The 23,660-nt window shown below is 59.4% G+C and carries 31 protein-coding genes; 20 read left to right on the forward strand and 11 right to left on the reverse strand.

Going from position 1 to position 23,660, the window contains the following annotated elements; translation table 11 throughout:
• Positions 1-5: 5 nt before the first annotated feature.
• From purN to QP968_RS05040, 4 genes are all read left to right on the forward strand, one after another.
• Positions 6-614, forward strand: a complete 609-nt coding sequence (gene purN / locus QP968_RS05025) for a phosphoribosylglycinamide formyltransferase (protein WP_284855319.1) — start codon at positions 6-8, stop codon at positions 612-614.
• Positions 611-2,140: a bifunctional phosphoribosylaminoimidazolecarboxamide formyltransferase/IMP cyclohydrolase gene (gene purH / locus QP968_RS05030; RefSeq protein WP_284855320.1), complete on the forward strand. Its 1,530-nt coding sequence runs from the start codon at positions 611-613 to the stop codon at positions 2,138-2,140. The genes purN and purH overlap by 4 nt, the downstream gene beginning before the upstream one ends.
• Positions 2,141-2,175: 35 nt before the next feature.
• Complete coding sequence (locus QP968_RS05035) at positions 2,176-2,676, forward strand: hypothetical protein (protein WP_284855321.1); 501 nt, start codon at positions 2,176-2,178, stop codon at positions 2,674-2,676.
• Between the two features lie 83 nt (positions 2,677-2,759).
• Positions 2,760-3,551, forward strand: coding sequence for a serine hydrolase (locus tag QP968_RS05040; RefSeq protein ID WP_284855322.1), 792 nt, complete (start codon positions 2,760-2,762; stop codon positions 3,549-3,551).
• Here the strand turns inward: QP968_RS05040 and QP968_RS05045 are convergent.
• From QP968_RS05045 to rpmB, 5 genes are all read right to left on the reverse strand, one after another.
• Positions 3,548-4,216 (reverse strand): TetR/AcrR family transcriptional regulator, encoded by a 669-nt coding sequence (locus tag QP968_RS05045; RefSeq protein WP_284855323.1) that lies wholly within the window; start codon positions 4,214-4,216, stop codon positions 3,548-3,550. The genes QP968_RS05040 and QP968_RS05045 overlap by 4 nt on opposite strands.
• Before the next feature lie 156 nt (positions 4,217-4,372).
• Complete coding sequence (rpsR, locus tag QP968_RS05050) at positions 4,373-4,621, reverse strand: 30S ribosomal protein S18 (RefSeq protein WP_005291360.1); 249 nt, start codon at positions 4,619-4,621, stop codon at positions 4,373-4,375.
• Positions 4,622-4,639: 18 nt separating this feature from the next.
• Positions 4,640-4,945: a 30S ribosomal protein S14 gene (rpsN, locus tag QP968_RS05055; protein WP_102724433.1), complete on the reverse strand. Its 306-nt coding sequence runs from the start codon at positions 4,943-4,945 to the stop codon at positions 4,640-4,642.
• A gap of 2 nt (positions 4,946-4,947) precedes the next feature.
• Complete coding sequence (gene rpmG, locus QP968_RS05060) at positions 4,948-5,112, reverse strand: 50S ribosomal protein L33 (protein ID WP_006841072.1); 165 nt, start codon at positions 5,110-5,112, stop codon at positions 4,948-4,950.
• Positions 5,113-5,115: 3 nt separating this feature from the next.
• Positions 5,116-5,352 (reverse strand): 50S ribosomal protein L28, encoded by a 237-nt coding sequence (gene rpmB / locus QP968_RS05065; RefSeq protein WP_284855324.1) that lies wholly within the window; start codon positions 5,350-5,352, stop codon positions 5,116-5,118.
• Positions 5,353-5,572: 220 nt separating this feature from the next.
• Here rpmB and QP968_RS05070 point away from each other — a divergent pair, with 220 nt between their 5' ends.
• The 8 genes from QP968_RS05070 (at position 5,573) to QP968_RS05105 (ending at position 11,813) form a co-directional block, all read left to right on the forward strand.
• Positions 5,573-6,826 carry a DUF418 domain-containing protein gene (locus tag QP968_RS05070; RefSeq protein WP_284855325.1) on the forward strand — a complete coding sequence of 418 codons (1,254 nt, stop codon included), beginning with the start codon at positions 5,573-5,575 and terminating at the stop codon, positions 6,824-6,826.
• 120 nt (positions 6,827-6,946) lie between these two features.
• Positions 6,947-7,219 (forward strand): type B 50S ribosomal protein L31, encoded by a 273-nt coding sequence (locus QP968_RS05075; protein WP_034664008.1) that lies wholly within the window; start codon positions 6,947-6,949, stop codon positions 7,217-7,219.
• 36 nt (positions 7,220-7,255) lie between these two features.
• On the forward strand, positions 7,256-7,429 hold the full coding sequence (gene rpmF / locus QP968_RS05080) for a 50S ribosomal protein L32 (protein ID WP_034664006.1): 174 nt from the start codon (positions 7,256-7,258) through the stop codon (positions 7,427-7,429).
• A gap of 115 nt (positions 7,430-7,544) precedes the next feature.
• A complete protein-coding gene (locus QP968_RS05085) occupies positions 7,545-8,243 on the forward strand; it encodes a response regulator transcription factor (protein ID WP_284855326.1) in 699 nt (232 codons plus the stop codon).
• Positions 8,244-8,287: 44 nt separating this feature from the next.
• Positions 8,288-9,688, forward strand: coding sequence for a HAMP domain-containing sensor histidine kinase (locus QP968_RS05090; RefSeq protein ID WP_284855327.1), 1,401 nt, complete (start codon positions 8,288-8,290; stop codon positions 9,686-9,688).
• A 76-nt stretch (positions 9,689-9,764) separates the two neighbouring features.
• Positions 9,765-10,952, forward strand: a complete 1,188-nt coding sequence (locus QP968_RS05095; RefSeq protein ID WP_284855328.1) for a S1C family serine protease — start codon at positions 9,765-9,767, stop codon at positions 10,950-10,952.
• Between the two features lie 69 nt (positions 10,953-11,021).
• Entirely contained in the window at positions 11,022-11,588 is a 567-nt protein-coding gene (locus tag QP968_RS05100; RefSeq protein WP_284855329.1) for a MogA/MoaB family molybdenum cofactor biosynthesis protein, read from the forward strand.
• Positions 11,589-11,603: 15 nt separating this feature from the next.
• Positions 11,604-11,813 (forward strand): hypothetical protein, encoded by a 210-nt coding sequence (locus QP968_RS05105; protein WP_284855330.1) that lies wholly within the window; start codon positions 11,604-11,606, stop codon positions 11,811-11,813.
• Here QP968_RS05105 and QP968_RS05110 read toward each other — a convergent pair.
• From QP968_RS05110 to QP968_RS05125, 4 genes are all read right to left on the reverse strand, one after another.
• Positions 11,810-12,790 carry a diaminopimelate dehydrogenase gene (locus QP968_RS05110; RefSeq protein ID WP_284855331.1) on the reverse strand — a complete coding sequence of 327 codons (981 nt, stop codon included), beginning with the start codon at positions 12,788-12,790 and terminating at the stop codon, positions 11,810-11,812. The genes QP968_RS05105 and QP968_RS05110 overlap by 4 nt on opposite strands.
• 159 nt (positions 12,791-12,949) lie before the next feature.
• Positions 12,950-13,360 (reverse strand): large-conductance mechanosensitive channel protein MscL, encoded by a 411-nt coding sequence (gene mscL, locus QP968_RS05115; protein WP_284855332.1) that lies wholly within the window; start codon positions 13,358-13,360, stop codon positions 12,950-12,952.
• Between the two features lie 119 nt (positions 13,361-13,479).
• A complete protein-coding gene (locus tag QP968_RS05120; protein WP_284855333.1) occupies positions 13,480-14,139 on the reverse strand; it encodes an SAF domain-containing protein in 660 nt (219 codons plus the stop codon).
• A 69-nt stretch (positions 14,140-14,208) separates the two neighbouring features.
• Entirely contained in the window at positions 14,209-14,775 is a 567-nt protein-coding gene (locus tag QP968_RS05125) for a 5-formyltetrahydrofolate cyclo-ligase (protein WP_284855334.1), read from the reverse strand.
• 69 nt (positions 14,776-14,844) lie between these two features.
• Between QP968_RS05125 and QP968_RS05130 the strand changes: the two genes are divergently transcribed.
• The 5 genes from QP968_RS05130 (at position 14,845) to QP968_RS05150 (ending at position 19,530) form a co-directional block, all read left to right on the forward strand.
• Positions 14,845-15,801 (forward strand): UTP--glucose-1-phosphate uridylyltransferase, encoded by a 957-nt coding sequence (locus tag QP968_RS05130; protein WP_284855335.1) that lies wholly within the window; start codon positions 14,845-14,847, stop codon positions 15,799-15,801.
• A gap of 49 nt (positions 15,802-15,850) precedes the next feature.
• Entirely contained in the window at positions 15,851-17,131 is a 1,281-nt protein-coding gene (gene glp / locus QP968_RS05135) for a molybdotransferase-like divisome protein Glp (RefSeq protein ID WP_284855336.1), read from the forward strand.
• Between the two features lie 2 nt (positions 17,132-17,133).
• Positions 17,134-17,796: a GNAT family N-acetyltransferase gene (locus QP968_RS05140; RefSeq protein WP_284855337.1), complete on the forward strand. Its 663-nt coding sequence runs from the start codon at positions 17,134-17,136 to the stop codon at positions 17,794-17,796.
• A gap of 101 nt (positions 17,797-17,897) precedes the next feature.
• Entirely contained in the window at positions 17,898-18,980 is a 1,083-nt protein-coding gene (sepX, locus tag QP968_RS05145) for a divisome protein SepX/GlpR (protein WP_284855338.1), read from the forward strand.
• Between the two features lie 19 nt (positions 18,981-18,999).
• Positions 19,000-19,530 (forward strand): hotdog fold domain-containing protein, encoded by a 531-nt coding sequence (locus tag QP968_RS05150; protein ID WP_284855339.1) that lies wholly within the window; start codon positions 19,000-19,002, stop codon positions 19,528-19,530.
• On the opposite strand, the gene QP968_RS05155 is transcribed toward QP968_RS05150, so the two are convergent.
• Positions 19,531-20,067, reverse strand: a complete 537-nt coding sequence (locus tag QP968_RS05155) for a DNA-3-methyladenine glycosylase I (RefSeq protein WP_284855340.1) — start codon at positions 20,065-20,067, stop codon at positions 19,531-19,533.
• A gap of 55 nt (positions 20,068-20,122) precedes the next feature.
• Here QP968_RS05155 and QP968_RS05160 point away from each other — a divergent pair, with 55 nt between their 5' ends.
• Entirely contained in the window at positions 20,123-20,530 is a 408-nt protein-coding gene (locus QP968_RS05160) for a DoxX family protein (RefSeq protein ID WP_284855341.1), read from the forward strand.
• Positions 20,523-21,176 (forward strand): zf-HC2 domain-containing protein, encoded by a 654-nt coding sequence (locus QP968_RS05165; protein ID WP_284855342.1) that lies wholly within the window; start codon positions 20,523-20,525, stop codon positions 21,174-21,176. Before QP968_RS05160 ends, QP968_RS05165 begins: the two co-directional genes overlap by 8 nt.
• A gap of 10 nt (positions 21,177-21,186) precedes the next feature.
• Here the strand turns inward: QP968_RS05165 and pmt are convergent, their stop codons facing one another.
• Positions 21,187-22,890: a protein O-mannosyltransferase gene (pmt, locus tag QP968_RS05170; protein WP_502870913.1), complete on the reverse strand. Its 1,704-nt coding sequence runs from the start codon at positions 22,888-22,890 to the stop codon at positions 21,187-21,189.
• On the opposite strand from pmt, the gene rsmI reads away from it, so the two are divergent.
• Entirely contained in the window at positions 22,781-23,629 is an 849-nt protein-coding gene (gene rsmI, locus QP968_RS05175; RefSeq protein ID WP_284855344.1) for a 16S rRNA (cytidine(1402)-2'-O)-methyltransferase, read from the forward strand. The two genes, pmt and rsmI, sit on opposite strands and share 110 nt — an antisense overlap.
• Positions 23,630-23,660: the final 31 nt, after the last annotated feature.

Below are 23,660 nucleotides of genomic sequence, written 5' to 3' on the forward strand. Positions count from 1 at the left end.
TAGGCGTGACAGACTCTTCACAGGCCTCTGGGTGTATTTCTGTAGCTGTTTTGGTTTCCGGTTCCGGGACGTTGTTGCAGGCGATCATTGATAACCGCGGACCCTATAGCGTTGATCTTGTTGTTGCGGATGTGGAATGTCCGGCGCTCGATCGTGCTCGGAAGGCGGGTATTCGCACCGAAGTGGTGCAGCTGGACGGCGATCGGAGTGGGTGGAATATCCGCTTGAGGGACACTGTTGCCAGCGTGAATCCGGATGTGGTTGTGTCCGCCGGGTTTATGAAGATCGTGGGGGAGGAGTTCTTAGAGCGCTTTGAGGGCACTCTGATTAACACTCACCCGGCCCTGTTGCCTGCTTTCCCTGGTGCGCATGCTGTGCGTGATGCTTTGGCGTACGGCGTGAAGGTCACGGGGACCACGGTTCACTACATCGATTCGGGTGTGGACACGGGCCAGATCATTGCCCAGCGTGCAGTGGATGTGCGTGAAGGGGAAACTGAGGAAGAGTTGCACGAACGGATTAAGGAAGTGGAGCGGGCTTTGATCGTGGATACACTCAAGCGCGCACGCACTGCCAACAGCACCATGACTGGAAAGGTTGAGTTCACCGCATGAGCACCCGTAAACCGATTAAGCGCGCCCTGATCAGTGTCTTTGATAAGACGGGCTTGGAAGAGCTCGCAGCAGCATTGGCTAAGGCAGGTGTTGAGATTGTGTCCACCGGTTCGACGGCGCAGCGCATCAAGGATGCGGGCGCGAACGTCGTGGAGGTGGCTGAGCTCACCGGCTTCCCGGAGGTGCTGGAGGGCCGTGTGAAGACGCTGCACCCGCGCGTGCATGCTGGCATTCTCGCCGACTTGCGCAAGGAGGAGCACGCGAAGCAGATCGCGGAGCTGGGGGTGGAGCCGTTCGATCTCGTTGTGGTGAACCTGTACCCGTTCGAGGACACCGTTGCTTCCGGCGCGAGCTTTGATGAGGTCGTGGAGATGATTGACATCGGCGGCCCGTCCATGGTGCGTGCGGCGTCGAAGAACCACCCGTCGGTAGCTGTGGTGGTTGATCCTTCGCGTTACGGCGAGGTCATTGAGGCAATCGAGGCAGGTGGCTTCGATGAGGATCAGCGCCGCCAGCTCGCCGCTGATGCGTTTACGCACACCGCGCTTTACGACGCAGCCGTGTCCACCTGGTTCACCGAACAGCTGGGCAAGACCGACAAGTCCACCACCCTGCGCTACGGCGAGAACCCACATCAGGCAGCCAGCCTGATCTCTGACGGCACGGGCCTGGCCGGTGCTACGCAGCACGGTGGCAAGGAAATGTCGTACAACAACTACCAGGATGCGGACGCGGCATGGCGTGCGGCTTGGGATCATGAGCGCCCGTGCGTTGCTGTGATTAAGCACGCGAACCCGTGCGGCATCGCGGTGTCTGAGAACTCCATCGCGGAAGCCCACGCGAAGGCTCATGCCTGCGACCCAGTCAGTGCTTACGGCGGTGTGATTGCCTCCAACCGTGAGGTCACCCTGGAGATGGCGGAGCAGGTCCACCCAGTCTTCACCGAGGTCATCATCGCGCCGAGCTTTGCGGATGACGCTCTGGAGCTGCTGCAGACCAAGCCGAACCTGCGCATCCTCACCGCTGAGAAGCCGGAGCGTGCAGGCAAGGAGATCAAGCAGATTTCCGGTGGTACGCTCATTCAGGACCGTGACATTTACCAGGCTGAGGGCGATAAGCCGGAGAACTGGGAGCTCGTCGCTGGTGAAGCTGCGGATGAGGCAACACTTAAGGATCTGGAGTTTGCCTGGAACGCGATCCGTTGTGTGAAGTCCAACGCCATCCTCATCGCTAGCGAAGGAGCAGCTGTCGGTGTGGGCATGGGCCAGGTTAACCGCGTGGATTCGGCCAAGCTCGCTGTTGATCGCGCGAACACGCTCGATGAGGGCCGTAACCGCACCAACGGCGCAGTGGCTGCCTCCGATGCGTTCTTCCCCTTCGCCGATGGTTTCCAGATCCTCGCGGATGCTGGTGTGAAGGCCGTGGTTCAGCCCGGCGGTTCCATCCGTGATGAGGAAGTCATCGCAGCTGCCAATGAGGCCGGCGTGACCATGTACCTGACCGGCACCCGCCACTTCTCCCACTAGAGTCTGCCCCGCAGAGACGAAGGACACGACGTATCGTGACTGATCCGTATTGGCAACAACCCCAGCAGAAATCCAACACCGGGTTGATCGTTCTGATCTGCATCGTGGGGCTGTTGCTCCTTGGTTTGCTCGGCTTCGGAGCGTATTACCTGATGTCGGGCGATTCTGATGATTCCTCTGAGGGGCCTGCGTTGACCGTTCAGAAGTCTGAGGAAGGCGCTGATGATAGCGGAAGCAAGGACACCAGCTCGAAGAGCTCAAAGTCCACGGTGACGAAGACGACCGATGTGAGTGAGAAGAAGAAGAAGGATAAGAAGGACTACTCCTTGTTTGAGCCGGGTTCTTCCGTCACCAGCCAGAGTTTTGCGCAGGCGGTCTATGACGCCTTCCAGGCTGAGTATGACGGTGACCCAAACATCACACTGCATGACGTGTACAGCTCGGTGACGGACAAGACTTACACCATGCGGTGCAGTGAGGACGGCTCGAATGTTGTGTGCCGGGGTGGTAACAACGCAGTGGTGAAGATCCACTAGTGCGTCGTCTCATCGCGTGTATGGCGGCAGTCGGGCTTGTAGCCTGCCTGCCGTCGTGCACTATTGGGCCCACGGTAAGTAGCATGACGGAAGAACATCTGCCGCAACCGGATATTGGGACACCGTCCCCTGAACCCACGCAGCCACCCACCGAAGAAGCCACACCGCATCCTTCGGCGGAATTACAAGCTGCCCTTGATGCGGCAGTAGCCGAGGTAGTGCAGGCCTACGGGGGAGTGGCTGAGGTAGCAATCGTTGGCGCTGCCGGGGAATACACTGCAGGCGATGCCGGTGGCTTTGCGGCATGGTCCACGATCAAAGTTCCTATCGCCATCGCGGCCCTCAAGGAGAACCCGGGGCTCGCGAGCCAGGCGGCGTTAGCTATTCAGTCATCAGATAACGCGGCAGCGATGATGTTATGGAACAGCACGAGCCCTGAGGCCGTGGAAGCAGTTCTGGCTCAAGGTACGGTGCCCATTACAGTGCAACGCCAGTACGTCCGGGCGGAGTTCTCACCCTTCGGCCAAACCCAGTGGACAGTGACCGAACAGGCTCGATTTGCTTCGCATATGCGCTGTGTGGACGGGGCAGAGCAGGTGCTGGAACTCATGGGGTCTATTGCCCCAGGACAGTCCTATGGGCTGGGCACGCTTCCTGCTGCGCGGTTCAAAGGTGGTTGGGGCCCATCAGCGGAGAATGGCGGCTATGAGGTGCGTCAGTTCGGCCTCGTGCAGGATGAAGCGGGCCGGGATGTTGCTATCGCCTTAGCTGTGCGCGCAGCTGATGGCTCCTACGCTAGCGGCCAAGCTATGGCCAGTGAACTCGCCGCACTCATTCGTCCAGCGCTAGACACCGCGCCGGCCGCGCATTGCTAACGGGTGGTGTGCTCCAGCAGATCAATGGTGCGGTAGCCACGGTCCTCCGGCAGTGGCGTGTGCAATACATCCAGCACTGCATCAGCCAGAACCACAGAAGGGGAGGGCAACGCATCCGTCACCAGGGGGTACGGGGCCTTACCAGTGTTGTCGCGCAATTCCACAGCTGCGAGAGACATGTGGAACGGCAGGTCAATCCGCGGATCATCATCCCCAACAATCTCAGCGGCCAGGGAACGGAAAATAGATTCCAGGGTGCCACGCAGCTCGTGGTATTCGGTGAATTCTTCTGACATGGCAATGGGCAGCTGATACAGCCGGCCGATGTTCCACTTCGAGGACAGCAGAATGCGCGTTTGCGCTGCCACCAGCGCCCACAATTTCAAGCTAGGTGTGGCATCAGAGGCGGCCAGATCTTCCGCCAAGCTTATCGACGGCTCAATCGTGCTCTTCAGCAACTCCAAAAAGATATCCGCTTTGGAGGGGAAGTGGTAGTACAACGACGCCTGCCGCATACCCACAGCATCAGCGATCTCATGGGTGGAGGTGGTGGCAAAACCCTGTTTGGTAAACAGTTCTGCTGAAGCGTCGAGGATTTCTTCGCGTGCGGTAACACCAGAGCGGCGCGGTGATGATTTCCGCGGGCGGCCAACGCTTCGTGCCATGCGCTCCTCCTAAAGAATGGTTGTGGACTAACAAAACAACTTACCTAATGGTTGCCCGAGGGTGGACGTAGACCAAGCAAAAAGCACTTCAGCGCCCACCTCCTTGGGGGAGGGGGCGCTGAAGACTGTCGAAGCTCTAGGCGAAAACCAGCGGGTTTAGCGGCTGGTGAACGGCAGGAGAGCCATCTCACGCGCGTTCTTCACAGCGGTAGCGACTTGGCGCTGCTGCTGCGGCGTCAGGCCAGTGACGCGACGCGAGCGGATCTTGTGGCGATCGGAGATGAACAGACGCAAGGTCTCAATGTCCTTGTAGTCCACAGCTTCGATGCCCTTGGCCTTGAGCGGGTTCTTCTTCGGGCGGCGGGACTGCTCCATCCGCGCCTTACGGTTGTTATTGCGCTTCATGTTTACAGACTCCCTTGATTACCACGAGGACTTACGGACGCCCGGCAGCTCGCCGCGGTGGGCCATCTCACGCATACGAACACGGGAGAGACCGAACTTGCGGAGGTAGCCGCGGGGGCGGCCATCGTGCGAGTCGCGGTTACGGACGCGAGCCGGGGAGGCATCGCGCGGCTGGCGGTTGAGCTCAAACTGAGCCTCGAGACGGTCCTCGTCGGACGTCTCCGGGTTACGGATGATCGCCTTGAGCTCCTGGCGGCGCTCAGCGTAACGCGCGACGATCTCCTTGCGCTTTTCGTTCTTAGCGATCTTGGACTTCTTCGCCATATTTATCGCTCCTCGCGGAATTCAACGTGCTTACGCACAACCGGGTCATACTTCTTCAAAGTGATGCGATCCGGGTTGTTGCGCTTGTTCTTACGGGTGACGTACGTAAAGCCGGTGCCCGCAGTGGACTTCAGCTTGATGATGGGGCGAATGTCATTGCGTGCCATGTGCTAGATCTTCTCCCCTCGGGCGCGGATCGCTGCAACGACGGACTCGATGCCGTCGCGGTCAATGATCTTGAGCCCCTTCGTGGATACGTTCAACGTGATGCTGCGGCCCTCAGAGGGCAGGTAAAACTTCCGCTTCTGCACGTTGGGGTTCCAACGGCGCGAGTGGCGGCGGTGCGAGTGGGACACGGTTTTGCCGAAAGACGGCTTCTTTCCCGTGACCTGGCAATGTGCCGACATGGTTACTTCTTTCTCCTAGCCGCTTTAAAGTCAGGGGGACTATAGATGGACGCCACATTCGTTGCTGGTTAAAGGCCTAAAAGTGAGGATGGCCTGGTAGCTTGATGGCGCCACACGTCACCGGTTGACTAAAGCGTTTACGTGTACTTCGACAACAGCGAGAGTCAACACTACACGTCGAGGCAGTGATTTCATAATCGCTTTTGTTATCTTCTTCCGCATGGTTTATCAGCGCATCGTTGCCCTTGATGTTGCGCGGGGACTAGCCATCCTGGGCACCCTGCTGACCAATATTGCTATCTTCGCCTCCACTTCCGACGATCTCTTTTCAGCGATCTTCCCGGAGCGTTCCATTGCTGCGGAAGCATGGGGCTTTATCGGCGGCTCTAAAGGGGCCGGGATCCCCTTCATTCCGTGGCTGATTGAGTCCCTGCTGTACCTCATTACGGACGGCAAATTCCTTGGGCTGCTCACCATCATGTTTGGCATTGGTGTGGAAATTCAGCGCCAAAGCCGGAAGCGTCAGGGATTGCCGTGGCCGGGCGGATACATGTGGCGCGCCGGCATCCTCGTCGTTGAAGGTCTGCTCAACTACATCTTCATTTTCGAGTTCGATGTCCTCATGGGTTACGGTCTCACAGCCCTAGCTGTCGCGCCGATTCTGGCGCGCAGTGAGAAGGCTCAGAAATGGTGGATGATGGTAGGCCTGTCCATTCACGTGTTTGTGATGACGGCATTCGCGGTCATCATGGTTCTGCTCAACAACATGGTGCCGGTGGAGGGGCAGGGAACAGAGGCCTTTGGCACCGAAGATATCGGTGCTGCTTTTTCGACGGAGAGTTACTGGGGCATGGTCCAGTACCGCCTAGAGGGCATCGTGGGTGGTCGCATAGAAGTGGCCATCATGTTCTTCATGGGTATCGGGGTGTTCCTGCTCGGCGCGCGTTTGTATCGTGCGGGCCTGTTCCAGCCGGATGGTGCCGCGTTGCGCCGCAAGGTCATGCTCTATTGCTTCGGCCTCGGTCTGCCTCTGGACTGGGGTCTGCGCATCTTCACCATCAACGCTTTCACATTGACGCGCTACGTCACCTCGACGGTGGTGTCTTTCGGTCTGCTCGCGCTCATTGCCTGGTTCTATGTGAAGAAAGAGAACGTGCTCGGTGCCGTCGGTAAGCCAATTGCTGCTGTCGGTCGCATGGCGCTGACCTGTTATGTGCTGCAGAACGCCATCGCGTCGGTCATTTTCTACGACTTTGGCTTTGGTGTTGCCCGCCTTATCAGCGGGCCCCATTACACCTATTGGGTCCTTCTGATCTTCGTGCTCATCGCTGCATTCCTAGTTCTGTTGAGCGTGGTGTGGCTCCGTAAATTTGAGCGAGGGCCATTGGAAATGGTGATGCGGATGGTCTACGAGCCGTTGGCAAAGCGTAGGGATGAACGCATCATGGCTAAGCAAGCCGGAGCAATTTCGTGATTCCGCAGTTCACCTGTAACATGTTCCGAGTCCAATTCGCACCCAACTCAGGCACGATCCAGCGGATGAATAAGGCTGCTGGAACCGACCTGAAGTATCAATCCTGAGGGAAACGAAGAGATGAAGAAAGATATCCACCCTGATTACCACCCGGTGATCTTCCAGGACGCAGGTACTGGCCACCAGTTCCTGACTCGTTCTACCGCAACCTCCGGCCGTACTGCCCAGTGGGAAGACGGCAATGAGTACCCGCTCATCGTCGTTGACGTGACCAGCGAGTCTCACCCCTTCTGGACCGGCGCTCAGCGTGTTATGGACACCGCCGGCCGTGTTGAGAAGTTCAACCGCCGCTTCGGTGGGATGGCCCGCCGCAAGAAGAAGTCCGACAGCTAAACCGCCTACTGATCCGGTCGAAGGAGGAGAAACACCATGGCAACCCCAAAGTTCCGTAAATCCCGCTCGAACACGCACCACCGTCGTTCCCAGTGGAAGGCAGACAATGCCGCACTGCAGGAAGTGAAGATCGACGGCCAGACCGTGCGCATCCCGCGTCGCCTGGTCAAGGCAGCTCAGGCTGGTCTGATCGACGTCGAGCAGTTCTAAAAATCACGCCACGCGTGTAAAGCCACCGGAGTTTTCCGGTGGCTATTTTTATGTTTTTCACATTTTAGGGGGCACCAAGGTACGGCGACTTTACTCTTATGGTCATAATGGGTGCATGAAAATTCTGGTCGTCGATGATGAGCAGGCGGTGCGTGAGTCCCTGCGTCGCTCTTTGCAATTCAATGGGTATGACGTAGTTCAGGCACGCGATGGGGAAGAAGCTCTTGCTGTGATTAACCAGGAGCGGCCTGACCTGACAATTCTTGATGTCATGATGCCCAAGCTGGATGGCCTGGGGGTGTGCCGGGAACTTCGTTCCTCTGGGTATGACCGCCCGATTCTGATGCTCACGGCGCGCGATGGTGTTTCGGACCGTGTGGCTGGCCTGGATGCGGGAGCGGATGATTACCTGCCTAAGCCGTTTGCGCTAGAGGAACTGCTTGCCCGCGTTCGCTCATTGCTGCGTCGCGCACGGGCTGATGCGATTGCGCAGACGGGCAGCGCCACCACGGATCTGCAGTTCGAGGACCTGTACCTCGATGTGGCTACCCGTGATGTTCGTCGGGGCGACCGCCACATTTCCCTGACACGCACCGAGTTCGCACTGCTGCAGCTGCTCATGCAGAACCCGCGCCAAGTTCTGACACGTCAGCGGATTCTGGAGGAAGTCTGGGGCCATGATTTCCCATCCTCCGGTAACGCGCTCGAGGTGTACATCGGCTACCTGCGCCGCAAGACTGAGGCAGGCGGTGAAATTCGCCTCATTCACACCGTGCGTGGTGTGGGTTACGTGTTGCGGGAGACTGCTCCGTGATCTTAAGGGCGCTGAGTGGGTACAGCGCGCCTGATGGTGGGTGGGTGGATGAGCCACCGAAGTCGTCGTTACGCGCGCGCGTGGCGGCATTCGCAGCGGCCGGTGTGGCATTCGCGGTGGGGCTGACCGCCCTGCTGTCTTTCTTCGCGGTGTCCGGCACGATCAAGCAGAACGAGCTTCTTGAGTTGGACGCGCGCACGGTCGCACTCATGCGGCAGGCGCGTGACATCATCGACGAAGCAGAGGCACCGGAAATTGATGCCCGCGACCAGCGCATTGAGGAACTGGTCACGCATTTCCGCATGGATAATCCAGGCTACCTCGTGGCGGTCTCGCCGGGGCTGCGTGAACCTTTCATTGGTGATGCGCTGCCGATTGACAGGATGGCAGGACGGGGCCAGAAACCCGATTGGTCGCACCTGGAGTACACGGGGGAGTGGGTGTCTGTCCTGCGCTCGGAGGAAGCGACGGTGGCCCTGGGCCGTAGTTCGCGCACTCTGTCTTTGATGGAAGACAGGCTCATGGCCACCTTGATGGGCATCGTGGGCTTGGGCACATTCGTGGCCACCTTGACGGGACTGCTCATCGCGCGTGTGACAGTTCGCCCGTTGGAGCGCCTGCGTCGCTCCATCGACAGTGTTGTGTCGACAGAAGAGATCGAACCCATTGAGGTGATTGGTAAGGACGAGTATGGGCGCCTGACTGAATCACTCAACGAGATGATGGAAACGCTGAATGATTCGCGCGTGCGTCAATCTCAGCTCGTCGCTGATGCTGGCCATGAGCTGCGCACACCGCTGACGTCGATGCGCACCAACATTGAGTTGCTCATGATGCTGCACCGCAGTGGCCAGGTGGGCACGATGTCGCCGGAAGATTTGGCGGATCTGGAAAACGATGTGATGGCGCAGATGCAGGAAATGTCCACCCTCATTGGGGATCTGGTGGATCTTGCCCGCGAAGGTGCACCACAGCAGGAGCTCCAGCCAGCGCGCTTGGATGAGATCATTGCGGATTCGATTGAGCGCGTGAAACGCCGTCGCCCGGACATTGAGTTCCGTGTACGTCTTGACCCCTGGGTGATCAATGCCGATGTGCCGGCCCTTTCGCGCGCACCAGTGAACTTGCTGGATAATGCCGCAAAGTGGTCGCCACCAGGTGGGGTTGTGCGCGTGAGCTTACGCGCGGCAAAGCGCCGTGCTGTGCTGATTATTGATGACTCGGGGCCGGGCATCCCACCCGAAGAGCGTGAGAAGGTATTTGAGCGTTTCTACCGCGCAGCGGAATCGCGCGCCATGCCCGGTTCTGGCTTGGGCCTTGCCATCACGCGACAGGTGTTGGAACGCCATGGTGCATCCATTTCTGTCGATGAATCCGATGATGGCGGAACCCGCATCCGCATCATTTTCCCGGGCAGCCGACCAACGGATAAACCCTCACAGTAAGTGTCCAGCAAGCACTACGCTTAGCCGTGAATGTGAACAAGAGATGACACAGCAAGGCGGAGGACAATAACCCACCATGACTTCACCTGACTATTACGGCTACAACCAGCCATATGGTGCTCCACCACAGCCGTACGTTCCCCCAACCCCGCCACAGCAGAAGAAGGGCCTCGGCGCCGGAGCAGCTGTGGCACTCGCCTTGGCTACATCGCTGGTGGGTGGCGCAGCAGCCGGATACACCGCGGGAATGGTGGCAGGTACCGGCAATGAGCAGAACACCACCATTGGTGTCAGCAATGAAGAAAATGCGTTGGAAGCTCCCGTGATTACCCGTAAGGAACCAGCTCCGGACGGCTCTGTTGAACAGGTCGCGGCTGCGGTGTTGCCCGCGGTGGTGTCCATTGAGCTGATTAGTGGCTCGCGCGTGATGTCTGAAGGCTCTGGTTCCATCATCTCCTCCGATGGCAAGGTGCTGACCAACCATCACGTGGTAGCGGAAGCCGGTGACGGCCAAGCAGAGCTCGTGGTCACGTTGAATGATGGGACGAAGCACCCAGCGTCCTTCGTTGCTTCGGACGTGAACACGGATGTGGCCGTGATTCAGATTGAGGGCGTTAATGGTCTGCCCGTCATCCAATTCGGTGATTCGGATTCTCTCGCGGTGGGCCAGTCCGTCGTGGCAGTTGGCTCACCCCTGGGCTTGTCCGCAACAGTGACCACGGGCATTGTCTCCGCACTTAACCGACCCGTCCGCGCGGCCCAAGGCGGGGGAGAGAGCTCGCTCATGGACGGCATTCAAACAGACGCAGCCATCAACCCCGGTAACTCTGGCGGCCCCTTGGTGGATATGAATGGCCACCTCATTGGTATGAACTCTGTGATCGCCTCGCTCTCTCAGAGCTCAGGTGAGGGTGGCTCTATTGGTCTGGGTTTTGCTATTCCCTCGAACTTTGCGCGCCGAGTCGCGGACCAGCTGATCAACGAAGGGCAGGCTCGCCAGCCGTTGATGGGCGTCCAGGTGGATATCCGCCATGTCTCCGATGGTGCTTTGATTAGCGCGGTTCAGCCGGGCAGTCCCGCTGAACAGGCAGGACTCAAGGAAGGGGACGTGGTCATCCGCATCAATGATCGTCCGATTGAGTCCTCTGATGCGCTCGTTGCTGCAACGCGCTCGCACGATTTTGGGGAGACCGTCACGTTGGTTGTTCGTTCTGCTGGATCTGAAGAGACCAGAACGGTAGATGTGACCCTAAGTTCAGAGTAGATTTCTCTATCAGAACTAATAAACGTGTATCAGTGTCCACTGAAATACACCCACGACGAGGAGCCCGCCATGTCAAACACACTCGACTCGCTGGACATCCGTGAGCCCGATGAGGAAGTCCTCCTTGCTGCGGAGGCAGAGGAGCAGGTGCCAGCGCAGCCATGTGCGATTGCGGTGCTCGTGAGCGACCACAAGCAGGGTGGGGCTATTGATGAGGGGTCGGATCGCCTGGTCTACGAGCTCCTGCAGGAAATTGGTTTCAAAGTCGACGGCGTGGTTAGCGTGAAGTCGAAGAAGTCTGAGATCCGCAAGGTCATTGAGACTGCTGTGGTGGGTGGCGTGGACCTTGTTGTCACCGTCGGCGGCACTGGCGTGGGCCCGCGTGACAAGGTGCCGGAGGCTACCCGCGCTGTCATTGACCAGATGGTTCCGGGTGTTGCGCAGGCTGTGCGTTCCTCCGGCCAGGCGTGTGGTGCTGTGGATGCGTGCACATCCCGCGGTATTTGCGGTGTATCCGGTTCCACGGTGATTGTGAACCTGGCGCCATCCCGCGCCGCGATCCGTGATGGATTGTTGACCATTGCGCCTCTGGTTGCCCATCTCATCGAAGAGCTACGCAAATACAGCGTGCAGTAGAGGAGACCGAGGCCTATGAAGAAGCGGCGCCGCGCACAGCGACTGTCTAGCGCTGTTGATTACGACAGAACAGCGGACCGCCCCAACCCTCACCAGGTTGAGCAGTCCGCTGATTGGGATGGCGCCCGTGTGGTCCAGTTGGACGAGGACGTCCCGCCAGAACTAGCTGAACTGGATGACGTTGCCCGCTATCGCGAGGAGCGTCCCCCGCATTACGGGGATTAGAGTTTCTGCGCTACCAGATCATCCAACGGTTCTGCTGACAGCAAATACGGCGCCACCTCGAAGACTGTGCGGGCACCAGTCTGGCCAGCCTGCTTCATGCGCCATGCGGCGCGCCCGTACGCAACCTGCACCGCAGCGGTGAAATCAGGGTTGCGCTCCAGCTCCAAGCCGAACTCAATCACGTGGCCGGAAGTGCCAGACTGGCCACGCGTAATCACCTGGCCACCGTGCGGCATGCCTTGGTGGTCACGCTCAAACTCGGCTTCCGTGATGAACTCCACGATCGTCTCGTAGGGCGCGAAGTAGCCCGGCATGGTCACGATGGTCTCGCGGATCTGGTCCTTCAGCTTCTCATCAGCTGCAGCATCGCCCGTTTCCTCTGCCACCACGAAGCAGTGGCGCAGGTGGCACTCGTTGCCCTTCAGATCCGCGCCCTCACCGCGCTTGACGGCTTCAATCGCTTCAGGGTTTGGTTTGGTGTACTGCACGCCCTTGAGCACGCCTGGTACGCGACGCACAGCATCAGAATGTCCCTGCGATAAGCCGGGGCCCCAGAACGTCATCTGATCAGCACCCGGCAGGACCGCGCCACCAAGCACACGGTTCAAGGAAAACAGGCCCGGATCCCAGCCGGTAGAAATCATCGCGATGTTGTCGCCCTCACGCGCAGACTTATCCATCGCCGTGCGGTATGCGGGGATCTCGTGGTGGTTGTCGTAGGTATCCACGGTGGTGAAATGTTTGGCCAACTCAGGACCTTGTTCCGGCACATCGGTGGCACTGCCCAGGCATACGAAGAGCACGTCGACTTCATCTTTGTGCTTTTCGACGTCCCCCGCCGGCAACACACGGGCCTCCGTATCCAGCGAGTCACGGCGTGAGAACACACCGACGAGTTCCATATCGGGCTGCGCAGCAATAACTTGTTCAACACTGCGACCCAGGTTGCCGTAGCCGATGATGGCGGTACGAATCATGTGGGGGAAGTCCTTCCTACATAACTATGTGTGAATTATTCGTGCGTAATGATTCTTCCAGAATTTCATGTGCTGCCGGGGAAGCACCAGAAATGGGGACGAAAAACGGGCCGCTCTACTTATGGAGCGGCCCGTAAAACTATTCCCGTTTGTCAGGGACTAGAGCTGGCGGGGACCATTCTGCTCAGCCAGCAGGTCGCGGATCTCGCCGAGCAGCTCCTGCTCGGTCGGAGCCGGAGCATCCTCGCTGATGCCCTTGCGATGCTTCTGAGCCTCATCCAGCTTGTTCATCGGAGCAACGATGATGAAGTAGACAACGGCAGCGATGAGCAGGAAGTTGATCACAGCGGTGATGAGGGCACCGAAGTCAACGAAGGTGGCGTCATTGCCGCTGATGATGTGGATGCCCAGACCAGAGAAGTCTGCACCGCCGATGGAAGCGATCAGCGGGTTGATGATGTTGTCGGAGAACGAGGTCACGATCGCGGTGAAAGCAGCACCGATCACAACACCGACTGCCAGGTCGATGACGTTGCCACGCATGATGAAATCTTTAAAGCCCTTAAGCATTCTCTCTCCTTGAGAAATTGGTAGGTAAAAAATAGGTGGGAATATTGTTCCCCCCAACGGCGAAAGAAATTACTACATTGTGGGCGACAAAGCTAGGTGAGGGCTGCGATTGGCGGTGACTAACCGCGGTGACGCCCGCCGGTAAGCACCACTGTTAGTGGCAAAGTCAGGGAAGATGCGGCAACGTTCTCCGCGTCTTCATTTCGCAAAAGCAGCAGTACACCGGTCTGTGCCTCACCGCTGCCCGCGGTGATGACAGTGCCGCCCGTGGCAATAGTCCGCGCCGTCACATCAGCCGCAGCATCTGCTGTTGTGACCACGGACACTTCATCACCGTGGTGCAGCATGGGCACGATGTCGGGTTCAGCAAGTTTCACGGGCACGAGGGTGAAAGCGCTGGGATTTTCCCCACGTGCTTGGGCCACGGAGCTCACAAGGTCAGGGCCCGTGATGCGCGTCGTGGTGAGTACCTCACCAGCAGAAGCCGCCGCAGCAATCACCTGCCCTTCAGCTTTCGTTCGGTCCGCCAGCGCATTATCGGGGACAAACTGCCTGGGCAGGGAACGCAGCTCCACATCATCGGCGTCAAGCACATCACCGGGTCCGACGTCTCGGGCGAATACAACCACCTGGGGGTCTCTGGTTGCTCGCCCACTTAAGGCAAGAAGAGCAGCACAGACAACAAGCAGGATGGCCATGACGCGTCGCAGAAGCAGGGACCTCCGGTAGCCGGGAGTGGAAAGAACGGAGAAGGATGAAGAAAAGTTAGAAACTGCCATACTCTCTTTGACTGCTTCAGCACCCAGTTTGGTTCCCTAACGCCCCAAAGTTTTTTATTACGGCGCTTTTTAGTACGGCCGGAAAGCCAGCACTCCTGAAGGTGTGACCGCCGTGTGCACCGGCTGATCGTGGGGGTCGGAGGGCAAAGATTCGTGCACCTCATCGTCGTAAACCAACGCGATGCGTGGCTGGTTGGGAGCGTAGAGGAGCGCGCGATCGTAGTAGCCGGCACCTTGCCCCAAACGCACCCCCGTTCGGTCCACGCCCAAAGCAGGAAGGATGATCACATCGCACGTGCTCAACACACTGGAGGGCAGGCGTGGGCCAGCGGGCTCAGCAATGTCATAAAACTCCCCGGGGGTCAACTCACCCGGCGTGTACACCGCCCAGTGGAGCTCACCTCCAGCGAGAGTGACCGGTAGCAAAACCTCAAAACCTTCCTCTGCCAACGCGGGAAGGAGAACGGCACCACCCGGCTCAGTGGGCATTGGTGAGTAGGCAGCCACCCGGCGAGGGGAGAGCGTGCGCAGATGGGAGAGAAGGTGGGTGACCAGGGAGGCGTCGATAAGCATCTTTTGCTCAAGCGCTTCACGCGCGGCACGCGTAGCGGCGCGCACCGCAGACTTTGATTCCATGACATCCCTTTCTTTACACGCGCAGCGGCTACCAGGTTTAGTGGCCGTACACCGGTAGACTAACCATTTATGCGCAATTCCTCCTCGGCCCCCCAGGTGGGCGTGAAAACCGTCGTTGTTCCCGCAGCTGGCATGGGTACTCGGTTCTTGCCCGCCACAAAGACGGTGCCGAAGGAGTTGCTACCGGTGGTGGACACCCCCGGTATTGAGCTCATCGCGGAAGAAGCCGCTCAGCTTGGCGCGCAACGCCTCGCTGTTGTCACCGCGCCGGGTAAAGGCGAGGTCATGGAGCATTTTGGCAATTTTGATCACCTGAAAGAGACCTTGCTTGCTCGCGGAAAGGATGAGCAAGCGCGAAAGGTTGCTCGCGCGGCGGAGATCATTGAGGCGCAGGCCGTTGTGCAAGAAGAACCGCTCGGCCTTGGGCATGCAGTCGGCTGCGCTGAGGCGATCCTTGATGATGATGAGGATGCGGTGGCTGTCATGCTGCCGGATGATCTGGTTTTGCCCACCGGTGTCATGGAGAAGATGGTGGACGTGCGCGCCAAGCTCGGTGGCTCGGTGCTGTGCGCTTTCGTGGTCAGTCCGGAGGAGGTGTTCAACTACGGCGTCTTTGACGTCCGCGAGGTGGATGCCACAGACGGCGTGGATCCAGAGAAAGTGAAGCGCGTGGTGGGCATGGTGGAAAAACCGGAGCCAGAAGAGGCGCCGTCCACGTTCGTTGCCACCGGACGCTACTTGCTGGATCGAGGCATTTTTGATGCTTTGCGTCGCATCACGCCCGGTAAAGGAGGGGAGCTGCAGCTTACCGACGCGATCGAACTCATGATCAGCGAAGGGCATCCGGTACACGTGGTGGTGCATGACGGTAAGCGCCACGACCTGGGTAATCCGGCTGGCTACATTCCCGCAAATGTTGATTTTGGTTTGCGCCACGAGAAATACGGTCCGGCCCTGTACAAGTCCATCAAGCAGATCTTGCAGGATTTCGAGTCGGAGAACCCGCACCTGGCGGGCACCGACTAAGTTCACGAGTAGTTGAAAAGGTTTCAGCGGCCGGCAGAAGGGTGACGGGATGCGCAGCGTTGAAGAGCAATTGGACATCATTGTCGATGCCACGATGACGCCTGCGCCGATCCGCATTGGTATTACTGACGCGTTGGGCCTCATGTGTGCTGAGGAAGTTCAGGCGACACGGTCGCTGCCTGGCTTCGCGCAGGCCGCCGTCGATGGTTATGCGGTGCGCGCGGTCGACGTGGGTGGCGCGCAGTCGCTGGGCAACCGCACGCCACATGAGGAGGAAGAAAAGCCCCACGTTGAGCCCGACACATCTTTGCCCGTTGTGGGCGAAGTGGCTGCGGGGAGCCAAAAACCCTTGCGCCTCCAGCCCCGCCAGGCCGTGCGCGTGGCTACAGGCGCGCCGCTGCCCACTTTGGCGGATGCTGTTTTGCCCCTTGAGTGGTCTGATCGTGGCCGGCGCCGCGTGACCCCGCACCGCCCCGTGCGCTCCGGGGACTTCATCCGCCGTGAAGGCGATGACATTCAACCAGGTGATATTGCGGTGCGCGCCGGCGCTGTCCTCGGCCCGGCGCAGATTGGCCTGCTCGCCGCCGCCGGTCGCGACAAAGTGTTGGTGTACCCGCGTCCCCGCGTGACCGTCATGTCGTATGGCCTGGAATTGGTGGATATTGATAGGGATCCGGGACTGGGCCAAGTCTTTGATGTCGGCTCCTACGCCGTGGCGGCCGCTGCGAAGGATGCGGGCGCGGATGTCACCCGCGTGGGCATCATCAACGCTGAGCCCCGCCGCCTCAAGGAGCAGATTGCTGTCCATGCGCAGAAGAGCGAGTTCCTCGTCATCACCGGCGCCGTTGGTGGTTCGAGTGCCCGGGCGATCCAGGATGCGTTGAGTGAGCTCGGCGATATAGATACCACTCGCGTGGCTATGCACCCCGGTTCTGCCCAGGGCTTCGGTCTGGTGGGGGAGGACCGCATTCCTACCTTCCTGTTGCCGTCGAATGCTGTGAGTGCCCTCGTGGTGTTTGAGGCGCTCATTCGGCCGGCCATCCGATCGTCGCTAGGCAAGCGCGTGCTCAACCGTCGTGTTGTGAAGGCGCGTTCCATGAACCGCATTGAGTCGATTCCTGGCCGTCTTGGTTTTGTTCGCGCCCGCCTCATGCGCGATGTGCAAACCAGGGATTACCTCGTTGACAGCATCGGTGGCGTTTCTGGCGGTCCGGCGCACTTGCTGGCTGGTCTGGCTGAGGCGAATGCGATGATCCGGATTCCCACGGATGTGGTGGAAGTGCGTCCCGGCGATGTCGTCGACGTGATGTTCTTACAGCAGCGGGCATAAATATGCTGAACCTCATCGGTTGGGCGCGCAGTTATGCCCACCCGGGGTGGCCGATGGCAACCCCAACAGTGTTTGTTCGTGGCGACAAACCCGTACGTTTGCGCCCTTTGAAACGTTCCGATGGTGCGAATTGGTCCCGCATGCGCATCGCCGATGAGGCGTTGTTGCGTCCTGTGGAACCCACCGTGCCGGGCACTTGGCGCGATGCGCATTCCCCGGAAGCCTGGCGGTCCACGTGGTCGAATTTGCGCCGCTGTGCCAATGACGGAATGGTCGTGCCCTTGGCTATTGAGTATGACGGCCATTTCATCGGTCAGGTCACTTTGGGCAACATTCAGCATGGTGCCGTGGGGGAGTGCTGGATTGGGTACTGGGTGTATTCCCGCTTCACCGGCCGCGGTATTGCCACTGTCGCCTGCGCATTAGGCGTAGACCATGCCTTTGCGCGCGTGGGCATGCACCGCGTCACGGCCACATACCTGCCGGATAATCCCGCCTCCGGGAAAGTCCTGGCCAACGTCGGCTTCCGTGAGGAGGGATACCTCAAGGAAAACCTTCACATTGATGGTCGTTGGCGCGACCACCATTTCGTGGCTCAGAACATTGATGATCTGCCTGGTTCCGCAGTGGAACGCCTCGCGGCGGAGGGCAGGTTGTGGATCTAAGAAAAACTGGCGTGTGCCTCGGCGTGGGGCGGTCAACTTTAGCCGGTGGCTCGTTAGTGTCGATCTAGTAATTTTCGCCGTAAAGGAAAGGTCGTGGGCCCATGTCAGGCAGCCTCAGCCTGATCATTGTTCTCATTGTGGTTGTGTGGGCGATTGTTCTCGCCCCGATGGTCTTGGGGGATTCCAAGCCCATCCGCCGTAGTGGTGAGGGCTTTGATGAGACCCGTGTCCTGCATGAAGGTGGCACCGCCGCGCTGCAAACTCGTCGTCGTCCGCGTGTGACGGCCGCCGACATTCACCGCCATGACGAGGAAGATGACTACGAGGTTGTCGTCCCCGAAGAGGAAAGCACAGAAGCAGTGCTTATCGACGACTCCCCGGCCACCCCCGCCTGGAAGAAACTCTTCACCCGCTCCAACGTTGTCGATGCAGAAGAGGTCGCAGAAGAGATCCAGGCAGAAGAAGCTGAGCTCGAGGCAGAGGCTGAACTCGACGCGCAAGACACCGCGGAAGCTCTCCTTGACTCCGATGAAGAAGAATCCGCCGAGCTCGACGCCGAGTATGACTACGACGATTCCTACCTCGCCCCTGAGGACTTCGGCTACACCACCGTGGTGAACATCCCAGAAGCTGAGGATGTTTCTGAAGACACCAATGAAGAAACTGCAGAGGACACCGCAGAAGACACCACTGAAGACTCCGCCGAAGATTTGGTCGAAGACCTCGACGAGGCAACCCTTGCCCGCGCTAGCCGTGGGCGTGGTGGTTGGACTCCGGAGGCGGAGAAACGTGCCCGTGCGGAGCGCCTGCGCCGCCGTGAGAGGACCATGCTCGGCCTGGTCACCATCACTGGTGTTGCCTTCATCTACGCACTGATCAGCGGTGGTTGGGCATGGTTGGCTCCGCTCGCTGTCGGTGCCCTGCTGGTCTGGTACATGGCTGCCGTGCGCAGCTTGGTCAACCAGGAGCGTGCTCTGCGTGAGCGTCGTCTGCGCCAGCTGCGTCGTGCCCGCCTGGGCGTCGTGTCCTCGGATGAGGATGCACCGCTGCCCGCCCACATGCGTCGCCCCGGTGCTGTGATCGTGGAACTGGATGATGAGAGCGTGGACTTTGCCAACCTGCCGGAGTTCTCTGGCGATGACTTTGATGTCCACGGCCCCGATCGCGTCCGCGAGAGCGCTTAAGCCAGTAACATCACGGGGTATGACTCAAACCGATACGACCCCAAGCGTTGAGCCAACCGCGACCAACAACGACCCGGGCCCAACCGCCCTTCTGTGGAAGAAGTTCAGCGATACCCCCATCAAGCGGGGACTGTTTTCCGCTTTGTATATGGTGAAGGCCCCGTACTTTCGCACTGTCATGCCACGCGTGAAGGAAGCTGTTCCCGGCCGTTGCGTTGTGCGTCTGGGCAAGTGGTGGGGTGTGCAGAACCACATTGGCACCTTCCACGTCATTGCCGGTTTGAACGGCGCGGAAGCAGCCATGGGCCTGCTGTGTGAGGTCACCGTTCCGGACACGCACCGTTGGATCCCGCGTGGCATGCGTGCGGATTACCCGAAGAAGTCCACCGGCGGTCTGACCGTCACTGCAACCGCAGACTTCCCGGACTTTTCCACCATTACTCGTGAGACCGGCGGCCAGCTGGTCACCATCGACTGCCAGCTTGTTGACGATGCAGGGGTCGAACCCATCACCGCCGAAATCGACGTGTGGGTGACCGCTAAAAAGTAACTAAGAAGTAGCCGCTGGCACGATGCCGGTGCATTGCAACAACGCAAACACTGTCACTGGCCCCAGCATGGTGAAGCCCCGCTCCTTCAGTGCTGCCACCAACTGTTTGGTGTCCTCCACTGATCGGGGCATGGGATCAAAGGACCATAAAAATTCCGCCAGGTCTGTCCCTTCTTCCCGCAGCGTCAGCGCAGCACGGGCATTGGTGATCACGGCGTTGATTTTGCGGCGGTTGCGGATCACCGAGGCGTCGATAAGCAATGCTTCAACCTCCGCCTCACCCCACCCGGCGATGGTCTCGATGCTGTGGCTGAAAATTGCGCGACGCAGCGCTTCACGTTTACGCAAAATCAAATCCCAGCTCAAACCCACGACGAAAACTTCGAGGCCGAGGAGCTCAAACATCTCCTTTTCCGTCGTAATTGGGTTGCCCCATTCTGTATCGAAGTATTCCTGAACCAGTGGGGTGATCTGTCGGGTGAGGGACTGTTGTTTGGTGTCTTGTACGGTGTCTTGGTCAAAGTAAGAAAGTGTCATACTTACTTAGACTGCTGTGGGGGCCCATTCGGTTCCACGTTGTAGGCTAGTTTTTATGAATACCCCCGCTGTGCGCGATGCTGCGCTGCTCATCGCACGTTTTGCCCTGGGTGTAATTTTCATTGCGCGGGGGTATCAACATTGGGTGGGCGACGGGATGACACGTACTGCGGAGAAATTCACGCAAGCGGGAGTGCCTCAACCGAAACTGGCGGCATACACTGCTGGATCCCTGGAACTCGTCGGTGGGGCACTGCTGATTATTGGGCTGCTCACCACCATCGTGGCCATGGTCTTGGCGTTGCTCGTGGCGGCTGGCGGGTACTTCGTGCACATGGACGCGGGGTTCTTCGCTGAGAAAGGTGGCGTGGAATACCCACTGGTGCTCGCGCTGCTCCTACTTCTCATCGTCGTGTTCGGGGCGGGCCGCGCGAGCTTGGACAAGGTGCTGATTGATGATTAGTCACGCAGAAGTACAAGCCGCGCTCTCAGCGCGTATCGACGGCGAAGACACCGGCCTAGACAACACCGTCATCGATGCACACCTGGACCATTGCCCTGAGTGTTCTTCCTTCTGGGAGCGCTCCTTGGCGTTGTCTCGTTCCCTGAGCTTCGTCGAAGCTGATGGGTCAATGGCGCCGCCGGAGGACCTCTCCGACGTGATCTATGCCGGAGTGGAAACAGAATTCCACAAATTGGCCTCGCGTCGCCTTCTGGGGTTGAGCATTGGCCGCGTGATTCTCGCTATCTTGGCCGTTTTGTACATCGTATGGGCGGGCCAACTCGTCGTTGGGTCTGGCGCAGCGGAAATAGATCCGGATGTGGCTAGCCTGCTCATCGGTGCAGCTGCCGTTCGCATTGGCATCGCGGCAGCACTCCTATTGGTGGCGTGGAAGCCCAATCAGATCCCGGGTGTTCTGCTCATCGTGGGAGCCATGTTTGGTTTCACTGTGGGCTTTGCAGTGTTGGATGCTGTTTCGGGCGCAGCTCCCGCACAGTGGTTGCATCTGGGCATGCTCTTGTTCACCTGCGCTGCCCTCGTGTTCATGTGGGTTGCGGATCGCGGGCCCTCCAACCCGTTACGCACGCTTAGTGCGCAGCCGCAGTAATTACTTCCAGCTACTTCCAGCTGGGCAGCCACATGATCTGCGAGTAGTAGCTGTCTGGGATGACAAAACCGTAGAGGATCGGGGAGAAGTACAGGAACATGCCCACGGCCACGGCGAGGTAACTCACCACTGCGAGTTGCCCCGACGTCATGGCGTAGCCGGCGAGCTTCCGTAACTGTGGCAGTGGCTTGCCACGTTGGGAGAGATTCCCCAGTGCCAGCGCGATGAGCACGATGGTGAAAGGCACCAGTGGAGCGGCGTAGAAGAAGTACATCTGACGGTCAAACGCAGCCAGCCACGGCAAGAAGCCGGCGGCGAAACCAATGAGGGGCAGGATGACGCGACGGTCACCGCGGGAGATCCACACCCAGATTGCCCACAACAGGATGGGCACGGTGAGCCACCAGATAGCCGGTGTGCCAAAGAGGTAGATCATCCGGCGACATTCCTGGCCGCCGGCGCACTCGATGCCGGTGGAGGAGTAATAAAGGATCGGTCGAGAGGCCACGAGCCAGGACCACGGCTTGGAATCCCACGGGTGGGAGTGGCCGCCGGAGCTGGTCAGTTCGGAGTGGAAGCGCAGGACCGAGAAGTGGTAGTAGAACCAACCGGCGACCGGCTCCGGCAGTTGGGTGAGCCAGGACCAGTCGGAGCCTTCGATGGTGCCGTCGGAAAGCGAGTGCCTATATACGGAGGTCTCTGACGCGAACCATGCGCGCCAGGACCAGACATACAGCACAGCCGGGATGAGCACGATGGAGGCGAGTGCCGAAGGGACATCCCGCAGCAGCGTGCCCGCCACTGGTTTGGCCACCCCGTAGCGGCGGCGCAGCCACAGGTCGTAGAAAGAGGACAGCAAACCAAAGAACGCGATGTAGTACAGGCCGGACCACTTCACGGACAGCGCCAAGCCCAGCAGCACGCCCGTGGCAAAACGCCACCAGCGGAAGCCCAGGCGGGGGCCGAAGGGCCCAGATTCGGCAAGACGTCCGCTTACGTATGCGTCATGCAGACGCTGGTGGACTTGCCGCATGTCACCCGCCAGGGTCCACGCCGCCATGACGATAGGCAAGAGGATGAACACGTCGAGCATGCCGAAGCGGCCGATGACCAGCAAGACGCCGTCCACAAGCGCGAGGATGCCCGCGAACAAACCAACCAGCCAGGATTGTGACAGGCGACGGGCGAGCAACATGGTGAACACCACGACTGCCGCGCCGAAGAGTGCAGCGATAACTCGCCATCCCAGCGGGGTGTAGCCGAAAATTGCCTCACCGATAGCCGCCAACTGCTTGCCCAACGGCGGGTGCACAACCAAGCCGTAGCCAGGGTTGGATTCAATACCGCCCAGAACCGGGTTGAACCAGGATAGCTTGATGTCCCAGGCTTGTGGCGCGTAGTGCTTCTCGTCGAAGACAGGGGTGCCCTTGGAATCGGCCATGGTCAGGCCCACAAATCGTGTGAACAGCGCGATCGCACCAATCACGACGGTGGTGATCGTGTCCCGGCGCGTCCACGGCGCAGTGACGGGGGCGGTGGGCGCGGGGGTCTTCACAGCAGAACTCACGCTGGTGATCTTACTGTCCACCCTTAAGCTTGTTGCCATGGATGATTCGCTTGTTGCCACGGGCATTGTTGTGGCCGCCACTCCGCTGGGCAATATCCGTGATGCGTCACCGCGTCTCGTGGAGGCACTTGAGCGTGCCGACGTCATCGCTGCCGAGGACACGCGCCGGGCCCGCGCACTCGCCGCAGCGCTCGGTGCGGAGATTCGTGGCAAGGTCGTTTCCAATTTTGATCACAATGAGGAACAGCGAGCTCAGGAACTTATCCGCGTCGCCCGCTCCGGCCTTGTCCTGGTCATCTCCGACGCGGGCATGCCACTTGTATCTGACCCTGGTCACTCGATCGTGTCCGCCGCGCATGATGCGGGCGTTCGCGTGACGTGTTTGCCGGGCCCTTCCGCGGTGACAACTGCTCTGGCTCTGTCTGGCTTGGGGGTTGGACGCTTCATCTTCGATGGCTTTGCGCCCCGCAAATCCGGTGCTCGTACCACCTGGCTGGAATCCCTGAAAGGGGAGAAGCGCGCGATCTGCTTCTTTGAGTCCCCCCACCGCATTGGCGTGACCTTGGCGCACGCGGCTGAGGTGTTGGGCGCGGAACGCCGAGTAGCAGTGTGCCGTGAGTTAACCAAAACCTATGAAGAAGTGCGCCGTGGCAGCCTGGCTGAACTCGCGGAGTGGGCCGCCGATGGCCTGCGCGGGGAGATCACCGTTGTCATCGATGGCGCGGACTCCACCCCGGTTCCCGCCGATGAAGAAGACCTTGTAGAGGCAGTCCTAGCCAAGGTTGATTCCGGGATGCGATTGAAAGACGCTGTGAAGGAAGTGGCCAAATCAGCCGGAGTAAAGGTCGGCGACCTGTATGACGCTGCACTGGACAAGCGGGGGTAAACGTCAATCCCGAGGGCGTGGACGTAAGGTA

Source organism: Corynebacterium sp. MSK041 (genome assembly GCF_030232265.1).
In the GTDB taxonomy this organism is placed as follows: domain Bacteria; phylum Actinomycetota; class Actinomycetes; order Mycobacteriales; family Mycobacteriaceae; genus Corynebacterium.